This window comes from Streptomyces sp. NPDC040410, from assembly GCF_055595715.1.
On record NZ_JBVIVK010000009.1, the window covers coordinates 112890 to 126959 of the forward strand.

Annotated in this window: 16 protein-coding genes; 9 read left to right on the forward strand and 7 right to left on the reverse strand. The window is 70.8% G+C overall.

The features are described from left to right. Positions 1-69 precede the first annotated feature (69 nt). Positions 70-966, reverse strand: a complete 897-nt coding sequence (locus tag ACZ562_RS19755) for an alpha/beta fold hydrolase (protein WP_471180524.1) — start codon at positions 964-966, stop codon at positions 70-72. Positions 967-1051: 85 nt separating this feature from the next. Here ACZ562_RS19755 and ACZ562_RS19760 point away from each other — a divergent pair, with 85 nt between their 5' ends. Then, entirely contained in the window at positions 1052-1636 is a 585-nt protein-coding gene (locus ACZ562_RS19760; RefSeq protein WP_471180526.1) for a CGNR zinc finger domain-containing protein, read from the forward strand. A gap of 162 nt (positions 1637-1798) precedes the next feature. On the opposite strand, the gene argG is transcribed toward ACZ562_RS19760, so the two are convergent. Both argG and ACZ562_RS19770 read right to left on the reverse strand, forming a co-directional pair. Continuing rightward, complete coding sequence (argG, locus tag ACZ562_RS19765; RefSeq protein ID WP_471180529.1) at positions 1799-3253, reverse strand: argininosuccinate synthase; 1455 nt, start codon at positions 3251-3253, stop codon at positions 1799-1801. A 327-nt stretch (positions 3254-3580) separates the two neighbouring features. After that, positions 3581-4228: a TetR/AcrR family transcriptional regulator gene (locus ACZ562_RS19770; protein WP_471180531.1), complete on the reverse strand. Its 648-nt coding sequence runs from the start codon at positions 4226-4228 to the stop codon at positions 3581-3583. A 136-nt stretch (positions 4229-4364) separates the two neighbouring features. Here ACZ562_RS19770 and ACZ562_RS19775 point away from each other — a divergent pair, with 136 nt between their 5' ends. Next, positions 4365-5267, forward strand: coding sequence for an NAD(P)-dependent oxidoreductase (locus ACZ562_RS19775; protein ID WP_471180533.1), 903 nt, complete (start codon positions 4365-4367; stop codon positions 5265-5267). Positions 5268-5519: 252 nt separating this feature from the next. Here the strand turns inward: ACZ562_RS19775 and ACZ562_RS19780 are convergent, their stop codons facing one another. Continuing rightward, positions 5520-6191, reverse strand: a complete 672-nt coding sequence (locus ACZ562_RS19780; RefSeq protein WP_471180536.1) for an enoyl-CoA hydratase-related protein — start codon at positions 6189-6191, stop codon at positions 5520-5522. Positions 6192-6237: 46 nt separating this feature from the next. Beyond that, entirely contained in the window at positions 6238-6894 is a 657-nt protein-coding gene (locus tag ACZ562_RS19785) for a TetR/AcrR family transcriptional regulator (protein ID WP_471180538.1), read from the reverse strand. Between the two features lie 311 nt (positions 6895-7205). On the opposite strand from ACZ562_RS19785, the gene ACZ562_RS19790 reads away from it, so the two are divergent. From ACZ562_RS19790 to ACZ562_RS19800, 3 genes are all read left to right on the forward strand, one after another. Continuing rightward, the gene (locus ACZ562_RS19790; protein WP_471180541.1) at positions 7206-8456 is read left to right on the forward strand and encodes a carboxylate-amine ligase; all 1251 of its coding nucleotides are present in this window, start codon (positions 7206-7208) and stop codon (positions 8454-8456) included. 243 nt (positions 8457-8699) lie between these two features. Continuing rightward, complete coding sequence (locus ACZ562_RS19795) at positions 8700-9413, forward strand: YqjF family protein (protein ID WP_471180981.1); 714 nt, start codon at positions 8700-8702, stop codon at positions 9411-9413. Next, positions 9410-10054 carry a hypothetical protein gene (locus ACZ562_RS19800; RefSeq protein ID WP_471180543.1) on the forward strand — a complete coding sequence of 215 codons (645 nt, stop codon included), beginning with the start codon at positions 9410-9412 and terminating at the stop codon, positions 10052-10054. Before ACZ562_RS19795 ends, ACZ562_RS19800 begins: the two co-directional genes overlap by 4 nt. Before the next feature lie 15 nt (positions 10055-10069). On the opposite strand, the gene ACZ562_RS19805 is transcribed toward ACZ562_RS19800, so the two are convergent. Together ACZ562_RS19805 and ACZ562_RS19810 are read right to left on the reverse strand one after the other, a co-directional pair. Then, positions 10070-10636 (reverse strand): hypothetical protein, encoded by a 567-nt coding sequence (locus tag ACZ562_RS19805; protein WP_471180545.1) that lies wholly within the window; start codon positions 10634-10636, stop codon positions 10070-10072. Beyond that, positions 10633-11016 (reverse strand): hypothetical protein, encoded by a 384-nt coding sequence (locus ACZ562_RS19810; protein WP_471180547.1) that lies wholly within the window; start codon positions 11014-11016, stop codon positions 10633-10635. The genes ACZ562_RS19805 and ACZ562_RS19810 overlap by 4 nt, the downstream gene beginning before the upstream one ends. 251 nt (positions 11017-11267) lie before the next feature. Here ACZ562_RS19810 and ACZ562_RS19815 point away from each other — a divergent pair, with 251 nt between their 5' ends. From ACZ562_RS19815 to ACZ562_RS19830, 4 genes are all read left to right on the forward strand, one after another. Beyond that, entirely contained in the window at positions 11268-12308 is a 1041-nt protein-coding gene (locus ACZ562_RS19815) for a YihY/virulence factor BrkB family protein (protein WP_471180550.1), read from the forward strand. A gap of 142 nt (positions 12309-12450) precedes the next feature. Further along, positions 12451-12915 (forward strand): phosphatase PAP2 family protein, encoded by a 465-nt coding sequence (locus ACZ562_RS19820; RefSeq protein ID WP_471180553.1) that lies wholly within the window; start codon positions 12451-12453, stop codon positions 12913-12915. A gap of 107 nt (positions 12916-13022) precedes the next feature. Continuing rightward, entirely contained in the window at positions 13023-13451 is a 429-nt protein-coding gene (locus tag ACZ562_RS19825; protein ID WP_471180555.1) for a phage holin family protein, read from the forward strand. Further along, positions 13448-13909: a DUF3618 domain-containing protein gene (locus tag ACZ562_RS19830; RefSeq protein WP_471180557.1), complete on the forward strand. Its 462-nt coding sequence runs from the start codon at positions 13448-13450 to the stop codon at positions 13907-13909. The genes ACZ562_RS19825 and ACZ562_RS19830 overlap by 4 nt, the downstream gene beginning before the upstream one ends. The last annotated feature ends 161 nt before the right edge of the window (positions 13910-14070 follow it).

Here is a 14070-nt window from a genome sequence, read left to right on the forward strand (position 1 = left end):
AGGAAGGTGCAGTGGACACAGGCGTGGCCTCGTGGCCGGCGGGCGGGAGCGGAGGGTCGGGTGGGAGGGTCAGGTGGGGAGGCGGTCGAGGAAGTCGGCGATGAGCGGGGCGATTTCGGGGAGGTGGTCCTCCAGGGCGAAGTGGCCGGCGGGAAAGAGGTGGAGTTCCGCGTCGGGTACGTCGCGCAGGTAGGCGCGGGCGCCGGGTTCGGAAAAGAAGGGGTCGCCGGTGCCCCAGGCGATGAGCACGGGCGGGCGGTGCTCCCGCAGCCAGGCGTGCCAGCCGGCGTAGGCGGCGACGTTGTTCTTGTAGTCGTAGACGAGGGCGAGTTGGGCCTGATCGCGGCCGGGCTGGTCCAGAAAGTGCTGGTCGAGCAGCCAGCCCTCCGGCGCGACCAGCGTGGGGTCGGCGGTGCCGCCCTCGTACTGCGCACGGGTGGCCGGGAGGGAGAGCAGGTCGAGGATGGTCTCCTCCGCGCCGGGAGTGTCCGGGGTGAGCGCTGTGAGGCCGCGGGCGGCGTCGGACAGGCCCTCGGTGTAGGCGTTGCCGTTCTGCACCACCAGGCCGGTCACCCGCTCGGGGTGGCGCAGGGCGAGGCGGAAGCCGACCGGGGCGCCGAAGTCGAAGAGGTACATCGCGTACCGGGTCAGTCCGAGCCGCTCGGTGAAGCCCTCGACGATGTCGGTCAGGCGCTCGAAGGAGTAGGTGAAGCCGTCGGGGGTGCGGGTGTGTCCGAAGCCGGGGTAGTCGGGGGCGATCAGCCGGTAGTGCCGGCCCAGGCTGTCGATCAACCGCCGGAACTGGTGCGATGCGGAGGGGAAGCCGTGCAGGAGCAGCAGGACGGGGGCGTCGGGGCGCTCCGGGAGTGACTCCCGGTAGAAGACCTCCACGCCGTCGACCTCGACGAAGCGATGCGTCGCACGGGCCGGTACCGAGATGCGGGAAAGAGCGGCGGGGACCGTCATTTCACATGCCTCCTTGGCTGGATGGTGCATTAGATATAGCCCGCCAGGTTCTAATGCGTCAACTGCCTCATGTACCGTTAGTCGCGTGCGTGACACCGAACCGATGACTGGCGAGCCCCTGGCCCTGGACCTCGTCAACACCCGCCCCGCGGGCGCCGACGGCCGTACCGACCTGCTCGACACACCCGAGCGTCTGGCCATCTGGCTGGCACTGGAGGGTGACCGGCTCGCCCCGGAGACGGACAGCGCCGTACCGGCAGAGGCCGACCTCGCCGCCATCCACGCCGTACGCGCCCACACCGAGGAGGCGGTCCTGGCCCTGCTGCACGGGCAGGTGCCTCCCGCAGCCGCCCTGCGCGCCCTCACCGAGGCCCAGCGCACCGCGCCCGCCGTACGCGAACTCTCCTGGGACGGCAGCACGGTCACGTCCGCGCTCCGTCGCACCGGCCCACTCGGTGTCCGCCTCGCTGGTCTGCTGGCCGATGCCGCGGCAGACCTGCTCACCGACCCCGCCATCGGCAAGGTCAGACAGTGCGAGGCCCATGACTGCGTGATGCTCTTCCTGCCGGCCCACCCCCGCCGCCGCTGGTGTTCTCCCGCCCGCTGCGGCAACCGCGCCCGGGTGGCCCGCTACTACCAGCGCCACAAACAGCCCGCCGACGGGCAGTAGTGAACGCGGCCGGCCCGTCGGGCGGAGTGCGGTGCCGGTGAAACCGAGGGGGGCCGGGAGAGCGGAGAAGGCGAAGGCCGGCTCGACGCGGTGGGCGTCGAGCCGGCCTTTCCGGTGGTGCATCGTCCTCGGGGGTGCCGAGCATTCCGCTCGACGGGCCGGTCAGTCCGTGCCGAACTCCATCGCGGCGCGGTCCAGCAGCTCCTCGTCCTCGGAGACCTCGCCGCGGGAGGCGATGGCCTCGGCGCCGCCCTCCGGCATCTCCGGCATGGTGCCGATCAGGCCGGTCGCGGCCGCCTGGGCGGCACCGATGGCGGGACTGCCGGTGCCGATCAGGCCGAGCCCGGCGTACTGCTCCAGCTTGGCGCGCGAGTCGGCGATGTCGAGGTTGCGCATGGTGAGCTGGCCGATCCGGTCCAACGGGCCGAACGCGGAGTCCTCGGTGCGCTCCATGGACAGCTTGTCCGGGTGGTAGCTGAACGCCTGGCCCGTGGTGTCGAGGATCGAGTAGTCCTCACCGCGCCGCAGCCGCAGGGTGACCTCGCCGGTGACGGCCGCGCCGACCCAGCGCTGCAGCGACTCGCGGATCATCAGCGACTGCGGGTCCAGCCAGCGGCCCTCGTACATCAACCGGCCGAGGCGGCGTCCCTCGTTGTGGTACTGAGCGAGGGTGTCCTCGTTGTGGATCGCGTTGACCAGGCGCTCGTACGCCGCGTGCAGCAGGGCCATGCCGGGCGCCTCGTAGATGCCGCGGCTCTTGGCCTCGATGATCCGGTTCTCGATCTGGTCGGACATGCCGAGGCCGTGGCGGCCGCCGATGGCGTTGGCCTCCATCACCAGGTCGACGGGGGAGGCGAACTCCTTGCCGTTGATCGTCACCGGGCGGCCCTGCTCGAAGCCGATCGTCACGTCCTCGGCGGCGATCTCGACCGACGGGTCCCAGAACCGCACGCCCATGATCGGCTCGACGGTCTCCACGCCGGTGTCGAGGTGCTCCAGGGTCTTGGCCTCGTGGGTGGCGCCCCAGATGTTGGCGTCGGTGGAGTACGCCTTCTCCGTGCTGTCCCGGTAGGGCAGGTCGTGGGCGAGCAGCCACTCCGACATTTCCTTGCGGCCGCCGAGCTCGGTCACGAAGTCCGCGTCCAGCCAGGGCTTGTAGATCCGCAGGTGCGGGTTGGCGAGCAGGCCGTACCGGTAGAACCGCTCGATGTCGTTGCCCTTGAAGGTCGAGCCGTCGCCCCAGATCTGTACGTTGTCCTCGAGCATGGCCCGGACCAGGAGGGTGCCCGTGACGGCGCGGCCGAGCGGCGTGGTGTTGAAGTAGGCGCGCCCGCCCGAGCGGATGTGGAACGCCCCGCAGGTGAGAGCGGCCAGGCCCTCCTCCACCAGCGCCGCGCGGCAGTCGACCAGGCGCGCGATCTCGGCACCGTAGGTCTTGGCGCGGCCGGGCACGGAGGCGATGTCGGGCTCGTCGTACTGGCCGATGTCGGCGGTGTAGGTGCACGGGACGGCGCCCTTGTCGCGCATCCACGCGACCGCCACCGAGGTGTCGAGCCCGCCCGAGAAGGCGATGCCGACGCGCTCGCCGACGGGAAGGGAGGTGAGGACCTTAGACATAGGAAGAGTATGCATCATTGCGCATGGTCATGCAACGCTCTCGTGTCGATCCAGCAATGGTTGTTCGGCACGGACTGCAAGGCCGTTCCGGACGAGCCCCACGGGCCGCTCCGCACATGGCGCGATGACGACCGTGTCGGCGATCCCGGGTACCGGTCGGCCCAGGAGCGACGCGTTCGTTCGTGTCATTCGCGTTGTCGAGCATCCGCTCGGCGGAAGGCTCCTGCGTGCCGTTGCTGTCCGGGCAGCGGCCACGGCGGCACCCCCGCCAAGCACGCCGGCGCGGCCGTCGCAACGGTCGTCATGGCCCCGCGCAAGTCCCCCGGTCTACGAGCGGTTCAGGTTACCGGGCCGCCTGCTTGTGCAAGGGATTGCGCCCCTGTCGGCCGTGCTCACCGCGGCGTCGAGAAGGGGGCCGAGTTCGCGGGCCACGGTCGTCAGGGCCCGGACGTCCCGTTCGGCCCGGGCCATGAGGATCGCCCCCTCCACGGTGCTGATCATGAGCGTGGCGAGCGCACCGGCCCGCTCCTCGGGCACCCCCATGTCCGCCAGGGCCCGGGCCACCGGCCCGGTCCAGGTGGCGAACGCGGCGGCCGCGGCCATCCGCGTGGACTCGGTGGACTCCGCGCAGTCCACCGTGGCGGCGGCCACGGGGCAGCCGCCCGCGAAGCCGCCGGCCTCGTACTCGTCGGTCCACTGGCGCACCATCTCGGCGAACAGCCCGCTGGGCGTCGGCTCGGGCAGCGCGGCGAGGAAACGGGCGACACGGTTGCCCGCGTACCGTCCCGCCCAGGCCACCGCCTCGTTGACCAGCTGCTCCTTGCCGCCGGGGAAGTAGTGCTGGAGCGAGCCGCGGGGTGCCTCGGCGTGAGCGGCGACCTCGCGCATCCCCGCGGAGGCGACCCCCTCGCGCCGGATGAGCTGGGCCGCGCTGAAGACCATCCGCTCCCGTGGCCCCCGTTCGGACACCGCCATTCCGACCTCCCGTGCCTTGAGCTTTCCGGCACCAACCCTATGACCGTCGTCATAGAATCCACTACTATGACCGCTGTCATAAGCAGCGAACTGAGAAAGGCCCGGCGTCCGCACGGGCCGGAATCGGCGGTGCATCGTGTCCGTGGGTTTCATCGGCCTGGGGGTCATGGGACAGCCCATGGCGCTCAAGCTCACCCGCGCCGGGACGCCCCTCGTCGTCTTCAACCGCACCCCGACCCGGTGCGAACCCCTGCGCACGGCCGGAGCCGAGGTCGCGGCGAGCCCCGCCGAGGTCTTCGACCGGGCGGAGACCGTGATCCTCATGTTGGCCGACGAGCCCGCCGTCGACGCGGTCCTGGGCCGCGGAACCCCGGACTTCGCCGCGCGCGCCGCCGGCCATACCCTCGTCCACATGGGCACGACCTCGCCCGAGTACTCGGCCGGCCTGCAGGACGCCGTCCGGGCGGCGGGCGGGAGGTATGTCGAGGCCCCGGTCTCCGGCTCCCGCGTCCCGGCGGAGCAGGGGGAGCTGGTGGCGATGCTGGCGGGTGACGACGACGCCGTGGAATCCGTACGGCCCCTGCTCGCACCCATGTGCCGCGAGACGTTCGGCTGCGGCGGAGTCCCGGGCGCCCTGCTGATGAAGTTCTCGGTGAACCTGTTTCTGATCACTCTGGTCACCGGTCTGACCGAGGCGTTCCACTTCGCCGACCGGCACGGGCTCGACCAGCGCCTGCTCCGGGCCGTCCTGGACGCGGGCCCGATGGCCAGCTCCGTCTCCCGAGTGAAGGGGCCCAAGCTGCTGGCCCGCGACTTCGCCGTCCAGGCGGCTGCCAAGGACGTCCTGAAGAACAACCGGCTGATCGCGGAAGCCGCCCGCAAGGCCGACCTGGCCTCTCCTCTCCTCGACGTCTGCCACGCCCTCTACGAAGAGACCGTGGCGCGGGGCCACGGCGGCGAGGACATGGTGGCCGTGCTCCACGCCCTGGAGGCGCGCACCGACGGCCCACGCCTCGACAACCCGGAGGTAAACCCGTGAGCCGGACGATCGAGCGGCGAGTGAGACTGGCCGTCGCACGGGACCGGAAATGTACATGCTCGCCGCCGGCGCATCGGCGCCATGATCACGCTTTCGCCTCAGCACCGGATGATGCCCCGCCATCGGGGCTGCTGAGCACGGACGCGTACGCATCCGAGGCCCCGGGACGGGGGCGGTGGGTACCGTCGTTCTCCTGGGCCGTGTCGGTGCTTGGCCGGAACAGACCGTCGTGCACGGCCCGTTGCGGGCACGTCAGCCGAGGGGACTGGTCGTGTCGCGCAGGACGGCCAGGGCGGGCGCGTACATACGGGTCTTGATGGTGCCGAGGGTGTCACCGGCCTTCGACAGCATGGCCGTTGCGATCTCGACGGCGGTGCTGCGCACCGTCTCCTCGTCCACCGCGCGGTCGACGATGCCCGCCGCGAGCGCGTCGTGGCCGCCGAAGCGCCGCGCGGTGACCATGGCTTCGTGCGCGGTCCGCGGGGCCAGGCGGGCCTGGATCAGTGCGGACATGCCCGGAGTGAAGGGGATGTTGATGTCCGCCTCCGGCAGGCACCAGTATCCGCGGTCGGCGCGCATCACACGGAAGTCGTGCGCCAGCGAGAGCATCGCGCCGGCGGCGAAGGTGTGGCCCTGGAGCGCGGCCACGGTGATCACCGGCAGGCTCAGCACCCTTGCGAAGAGTTCGTGGACGGAGACGACGTATTCCTGGTACTGGTCGGCGTGGGCGAACAGCCAGTCCAGGTCCAGGCCGTTGGAGTAGATCTTCCCCGTCGCGGCGGTCACCAGGGCGCGTGGCCCCTCTGCCTTCTCCACTTCGTCCAGCGCGGCGTCGACGGACGCGATCCAGTCCGGGTGGAAACGGTTCTCGCCGTCTCCGAGGTCGAGGACGAAGACGTTGTCCTGGCGGTCGAGCGTGGGCACGGTGGCTCCTTGGAAGCTGGGGGAGAGGGGATGAAGTACCGGCTGGTCAGGGCTCCTGAGCCGGGTCGGGCCTGTCGCGCAGGGCGGTGGTCAGCAGGTCGTGGATTTCGGTGGCGGCAGCCTCGATGGGTGCGGTGCTCTGCTCGGCCCTGCACATGATCGCCGCGCCTTCGATCGCGGCGATGATGAAGGCGGCAAGCCTCCGGGACCGCTCCTCGGTCAGGCCGTGCTTGAGGAACAGGCCCGTGAGAGCCTCCCGCCAGCGGGCGAAGACCGCGGCGGCCGAGCGGACCAACTGCGGTGCGTCGTCATTGGTCTCCACCGCCACCGCCACGATGGGGCAGCCCGCCCTGAAGCCGCTGTCGACGAGCCGGCCACGCCACAGTGCGAAGACGCCGTCGATGGCCCGCACCGGATCATCGGCCTCCATGGCGGTGGTGATCAGCCGGGCGATGAAGTCGCCGGCAAGCGATACCGCCTCGTCGATCAGCTGCGCCCGCCCGCCGGGAAAGTGGTGGTACACCGAACCGCGCGGGGCGCCGCTGTGCGCGAGTACCCGGTCGATGCTGGTGGCGCTCGCACCGTACTCGCACAGCAGCTCCGCGGCGCTGAGGATCATCCGCTCCCGGCTGCTGCTCCTGCGCGGGCTCACGCGCCCGGCGGCCTCGGCGTCCGCGGTGTCGACGGTCGGGTTCTCGGACATGCGGGTGTGCCTTTCTGACACGTCGGGTGCGGGTGGGCCGCCAAGAGGTCTACCGTTCGGTAACTTATGCTCCATGACATAGAACATGCAAGGGTCGCGCCGCATGCGGCGGGCCGTGGCGAGCTCCTCCGGCGTGGTCACGCGCCGACGACGAGGCCTGGCCCTGATCACCTGCCCCTTCTGATCACGTCGCAGGGGCGCTCATCTGTGAGGCGGCTGCGTCGAGGGCGCATCCCTGCGCTTACGGATCGGTGTCCTGGGCACTTGGAGGTCACCGTGCAGGCATTGAGGCGACACCCCGAGGAGTGGCCGTGAGCATTCGCATCGGTGTGGAGGAAGAGTTCCACGTCCTGGAGCTGGAAACCGGCTTGCTCGTGCCGCGCGCCGATGCGATTCTGCGGCGGCTCCCCCGGCGGGCCTTCACGACCGAACTGCACCAGTCCATCGTCGAGGCGAACAGCGGCGTGCACACGTCCTTGCACGACGTGTACAGGGACCTCGCCGGGATCAGACGGCGGCTCGACAGAGCCGCCTCCTCGCTCGGGCTCGCTGTCGCGGCCGCGGGGACGGCGCCGCTTGCATCGGCGGCCGCCGCGCACCCCACCGCCGACGCGCGCTACCGCCACATGGTCGAGGAATACCGCAGGGTGGCCGACGAGCAACTGATCTGCGGCGCGCAGATCCACGTGGACGTACCCGACCGCGACACTGCGGTCCGCATCATGTGCGCGGTCTCCCCCTGGCTGCACGTGCTCCTGGCGATCTCCGCCAGCTCACCGTTCTGGCAGGGGTTCGACACCGGCTACGCGAGCTGGCGCACCATGCTGTGGCAGCGCTGGCCCACCGCGGGCCCGGTCGGCTGCTTCTCCAGTGCGGCCCAGTACGACGCCGCCGTGCGCGACCTCGTCCGAGCCGGAATCATCAGCGATGCCGGAATGATCTACTACGACGTCCGCCCCTCCGCGCATCTGCAGACGCTGGAGCTGCGCATCTGTGACGCCTGCCCGCGCGTGGAGACCGTCGTGCTCATCGCCGGGTTGTTCCGGGCCCTGGTGACCGAGGCCCGCGAGCGGCTACGGACGGGCGCCGCACCGTGCGACGGCCGGCACGAGTGGCTGCGCGGCGCCTCCTGGAGGGCTGCCCGGTCCGGCCTCGAGGGCACCCTCGTGGACCCCGAGACCCACATGGATGCGCCGGCGTCCGGCACCGTCCGCAAGCTGCTCGCCTTGCTGCGCCCCGCGCTCGAGGCCCACGGAGACTGGCAGACCGTCCAGGCCCTGACAGAGGCAGTGCTCGCGGACGGGAGCGCCGCCCAGCGCATGCGCCGTGCGGCGCAGGAAGAGGATCTGCTGGCCTGTGTCGACATGCTGATCGCCGAGACCCGCGGCGAACGCAGACACCGCAACTCGCCGGCGGCCGGCCGCAGGGACGTCCCGTCCGCAGGCACGGACTGCGCGGCGCACCCCTCTCTCGGCCCCGGGGCACAGGAGGTCATCGGACGCCCGCCCGCCCACCGCACGAATCCCATGGGCTCGACGACGCGCCGTCCGGCCGCCTCGTAACCGGCAGGCCCGACGCGGCCCCCGTCCCGGCGCCCCGACGACTGTGCCGGGCCCTCCCCGACGACGGCGATGGCTCATCTTCCGTGAAGCGGAGCGAAACAACGGGATGACGGGCGCTCCGTGCCACCAAGCTGCGGATGGACGTGCGGCGAGGAGCGTACCGCCGACGACATGGACCGCCGACGACATGGTCCGCCGCAGGCCTGGGCGTTTCGGCCGACCCGGGCCGGGGACTCGCCGTGTGTGGTGGCCTTCGGAGCGGAGCAGAGGGTCCGCGTTCCTGCCCTCAGGGCGGCCTGGCTGACTCAGGCCTTCGTCCACTGGCCTTTCCAGCCGGACCAGGTCCAGTCGCTGCTCCCGGCCGAACTGGTCGCCGACCAGTACGACGGTGCGGCGTGGGTCAGTCTGACGCCCTTCGTCATGGCGGACGTCCGCCCTCCCGGCGTCAACGCCGCCATCCCCGGGCTTCCGACGTTCGCTGAAACCAACCTGCGGACCTATGCCCGGCACCGGAACGGACGGGACGGACTCTGGTTCCTGTCGCTCGACGTGACCTGCCCGCTGATGCTTGCGGCCCGCGCCGTCGGCGCGCCGTACAGCCTCGCCACCCTGAGCGTCTCCGCGAACGGGGGCGCCCTGACATATGCGGGTTCAAGGTGGGGGAGCGGGGCCTCCTACCGGGTGGTCGTCCGCCCCGGCGACCCGTTCGTGCCGACGGAGCGGGACGTATGGCTCACGTCGCGCTGGCGGGCGTACACCCGCCGCCTCGGCGTGCTCTGGGAGACACCGGTGGAGCACGAGCCCTGGCCGCTGGCCGGTGCCACCGTCGACGTGCGCCACCAGACCCTGTTCGCTGCGGCGGGCCTCCCCGCACCCCTCGGCGAGCCAGTGGTGCACTTCTCCACCGGAGTCAGGTACGTGCGGCTCGGTGCCCCCCGGCCCTGTGCGAGAAGATGAGCCGGAAACACGGCCGAACGGTGCGGACCCCACGACGGCGCTTCGACGGCTGGATCGCCGGCACCGGCACCGCCTCCGGTACACGCATCGTCCTGGGGCACTGGCGACGGTCGCCGTTCGGCCCGTTCAGCGATGTGATGCTCGAACGGGCGGACGGCGAACGGCTTCTGCTGGCTCCCACACACGGGATCGCGGAATTCATACGCAGCACCTACTCCTTCGACGAAGTGCTTGTGGTGCCGGTCGAGGTGAGCGTGCGCGGGGGCATCTGGACCGTCACCGCCGGACCGCTCCGCCTGCGCGTCACCACCAGCCGCCGCGGAGCGCTGGGGCTGCTTCTCCGTGCCGTCCCCGGTGCGCTCGCCGGCCGACCAGCATGGGCCGCGCTGACGGACTGGCCGGCACGTATGCTGCTGCCCGGCGTGCGGACCCGTGGCAGTGCCGGTCACTGCCGACGCGAGTGGTACGCCGCGCGGGATCTGCGTCCGCTCCGCGCGGTGTCGGCCGTCTTCGAGGGTGACGACCTCGGCGGGATGGCCCCGGTCGAACCGCCCGTGGGCTTCGGCTTCGGCTCGGTGCCCCGCACACCCGCCCTCACGCGGGTGACGACGACCGTCGAGCCGGGTCCGGGGTGCCGGTGAGGGATGCGGGTTCACTCATCTGCGCCCCGCTCCCGAGCTTGCCCGGTCCTCTGGCTGGAAGGCGGCCCTGGCCTGCTCCAGGTGAAGCTCCTCCAGGGTCCGAAGCTGTCGCTCGGCCCGCTGGAGGAGGACGTCGAGCCGCCGCTGGTCGAGACGTTCCTCGCTGTCGCTGATGCGCTGCAGCACCTGCCACGCCGAGATCTTGCCGGTCACTCCCAGCCGCAACATTTCGAGCTCGACCAACGTGCTGAGCGGAGAGCGACGCACCAGCCTGCCGTTTCCCTTCAGCCGCCCCACCTTCTCGGCTGCCCATCCCGCGCAGATCTTGTAGCGACGCGCCGGGATGTCCAGCCGCCTCATGATGTCCAGCAGGTCTTGCCGGTCCTCGGCGATCTCGGTGGCGATCGGATCCATCTCCGAGGCGAGAGCCGTGCCGCGGCAGGACCGCGTCACGTAGCGCGCGCGCCCGGCGCCCGCGGTGGCACCGGCGAGGTGGTCGTTGAGGTAGATGCCGAGAAGGTCCCTGTTCGCGCTGTTGCCGGGTGCGGACCGGCCCGTACCGGATAGCGTTCGATGAGTCATGGCGATTCTCCTTCGCGGCCCGCGCCCAGCCAGGCCCGTATCCAGGCCGCCTGCATGGCCGCGTCGAGGAGGTAGGTCGGGCGGATGCGCCCCGCGGGCACGTACACGAGATCGGCGGCGAGAAGCGTGCAAGCCGCGCCGGGACCCGCGAGACGGGCGTGGGCGCGGTCCTCCGGCGTCGCCGCGGACATGAGCCGGGACACGCCGGCACAGACGAGCATTCCGCCCATGGTCTTCTGCAACCGGCGGTCGGACTTCGGCCCGAAAACCCACTCGAAGCTCTGCAGGCGGGCGATCGGCCACAGGCCGCCGACGACGTTGAAGATTCCTTGAGCCAGAGCAACGATGTCGCTGATTTCCCGGCGAGGCGCGGCAAGCATGCGAGCCTCCTTCCTGCGCGGGTCGCGCGCGGTCACCCCTCCCGGGTACCCGGGCAGCAGGATTCACCGCCCTACAGGCTCAGGCAGCAAGATCAGACTGCCCAGCCCGACAAGTTGGCGCCACTCTGTCGCAGGCCCGGTCCGTTCGGGCACCGGGCGGACAGGCCTTCGCTCACCGCAGTGGCCGGCCCGCGAACAGAACGATGCCCTCGTCAGCGCATGGGGTGGATGGGACTGGTTACCCCGGTCGTATGGCACGGACATCGAAAACCGATCACGGCAGCGGTGCGGTGTCGGCGCCTGGCCGGCGCCCGGAACCGGGACCTGACGAACAGGTCGCCCGGCGGGCGCCGGACGAGCCCACGCAACTGCCGAAAAAGTCCTGGTCGGCGGTGCTGACAGGCACGCTCAAAGAGTTCAAGGACGACGAGCTCACCGACCGGGCTGCAGCGCTGACGTACTACGGAGTCCTGTCCCTGTTCCCCGCCCTGCTGGTCCTGGTCTCGCTGCTCGGCATCACCGGGCGGTCGGCGACCCAGCAGGTCCTGGACAACATCCAGAAGTTCGCCCCCGGATCAGCTCGGGACGTCATCAGCAACGCGGTACAGCAGCTGCAAGGCCGGGGCGGCATCGGGTCCCTCATGGCCATCGTGGGTCTCGTGCTGGCCGTGTGGTCGGCGTCCGGATACGTCGCGGCCTTCATCCGCAGTGCGAACGCCGTGTACGACATGCCGGAGGGCCGTCCGGTATGGAGGATCATGCCGGTCCGGGTGGGCGTGACCGTCGTCCTGCTGGTACTGGCGGTGATCAGCGCGCTGATCGTGGTCTTCACCGGCAGCCTGGCCCGTCAGGCCGGGACGGCGCTCGGTATCGGGGACACCGCGCTGACCGTGTGGTCGATCGCGAAGTGGCCGGTGCTGGTGGTGCTGGTCACGATCATGATCGCGATCTTGTACTGGGCTACGCCGAACGTGAAGGGGCGCGGCTTCAAGTGGATCACACCGGGGAGTCTCCTGGCCCTGGTGATCTGGATGATCGCGTCGGCCGGGTTCGCGCTCTACGTGGCGAACTTCGCCTCCTACAACAAGACCTACGGCACGCTCGCGGGCGTGATCGTCTTCCTGGTGTGGGTGTGGATCAGCAACATCGCGATTCTCCTCGGCCTGGAATTCGACGCGGAGCTGGCACGCCAGCGCGCCGTCGCCGGCGGACTGCCCGACGGCGAGGAGCCCTATGTCCCGCCCCGCGACACCCGCACGTGGACCGAGGAGGACCGGCGCCGTATGGCATGAAACCGCCCCTCGCGGACCGCTGCGCAAAGGGGCCCATCCACTCAGGAAGTCACAGGTCATGAGGTCGTTGACGTCTCTTCACGATGGCGATCGCCGGCTGTCCCGACGAGCGGCGTCGTGGCGGCCGGACATCGCACGACGGGTGTCGCCGGCCGTACAGGAAGCGGCCGAGCACACCAAGCTGTGGTGGGGCGCCGCCACCCTCATGGCCGCGGTCGGGGGCCGGCGGGGGCGCATGGCCGCGGCCACAGGGATGGCGAGCATGGCCCTGGCGGAGACGGTGTCCAACTGCGTGGTCAAACAGGTTTGGCGCAGACGACGTCCGCCCAAGGAATGGTTCCCCCACGAGCACGTCGACGAGCGGCCCGCCTCGTCGTCCTTTCCCTCCGGGCACACCTCGGCAGCCGTGGCCTTCAGCGCCGCGGTGGGCACGGTGTGGCCACGGGCAGGCGCTCTGTGCGCCGTACCGGCGGTTCTGGTGGCCGGTGAACGTGTCCACTCCGGCGCGCACTACCCCTCCGACGTCGCCGCCGGGGCCGTTGTCGGCCTTGGCGCGTCAGCTCTGGTCCACCGGGCACCGCGTCTGATACGGCACCTGCTGCTGTGACGAGGACGACCGACCCCCCACCCCGGCACATGGGCCGGGTACGCCCGCACCGGATACCCGGGAGCGACCGAACACCGGCGTCAGCAAGCGAAAGGCGGTAACCCCTCATGACGACCCCACAGTCCTCAGCCCCCCACCGCGGTCCAGGCGCTTCGCCGGAGCCGGTCAGTGACCTCGTACAGCGGGCCTCCCAGCAACTGTCGGAGCTGGTGCGGGGAGAGATGCGCCTGGCGCAGGCGGAGATGAAGGCGAAGGGCAAGCGGTACGGCAAAGGTGGCGGGTTGTTCGGAGGTGCCGGCCTGACCGGGTTCCTGACCTTGCAGGCCCTGGTCGCCACGGCGATCGCCGCACTCGCCGTGCCGCTCCCCGTCTGGGCCGCGGCGGTGATCATCACCGCCGTCCTGGGTCTGCTCACCGCCGTCCTGGCCCTGCGTGGCAAGAAGGAGGTCGGCGAGGCCGCCCCGCCCACACCGGAGCAGACCATCGAAAGCGTCAGGGCAGACGTCACCGAGATCAAGGAGAGTGCACAGCGATGACCCGGTCACCTCAGGACAAGTCCGGCGCCTCCGACCCCGAACAGCTGCGGGAGCAGGTCGAGCAGACGCGTCACGAGCTGAGCGAAACGGTCGGGGAACTGGCCGCCAGGACAGACGTCAAAACCCGCGCGCAGCAGAAGACGACCGCCCTGAAGGAGCAGGCGGGGGCCAAGACGGCCGAACTGACCGGACAGGCCAGGGCCAAGGCCGCCGAGGTTGCGCACCTTGCCCAGGACAAGCTGCCCGAGCCGGTGAAGGACAGGGCCGCCGCAGCCGCGCAGCAGGTCAAGTCCACCACGGACAAGGCCACACACCTGATGCAGGACCACGCACCCGAACCGGTCCGTCACACGGCCGAACGCGGCGCTCAGGCAGCCCGTGACAACCGCACCGCGCTCATCGTGGTCGGCGGCGTGGCACTGACCGCCTGGCTGCTGCTGCGCCGCCGCAGGAGGTGACCACGTGGGGGCGGCGAAGTCCGCCCACAAGCCGGTCGGCAGGGCGCTCGGCGCTCGGCGTACTCAGCCGGCGGCGTCCTCGTCCGCTGTCCGGCATCTGGTGCGGAATCTCAGCCCGCTCCGCCGAACCGCACTGCGTGGTCCGGCGGGGCGGGCCAGGT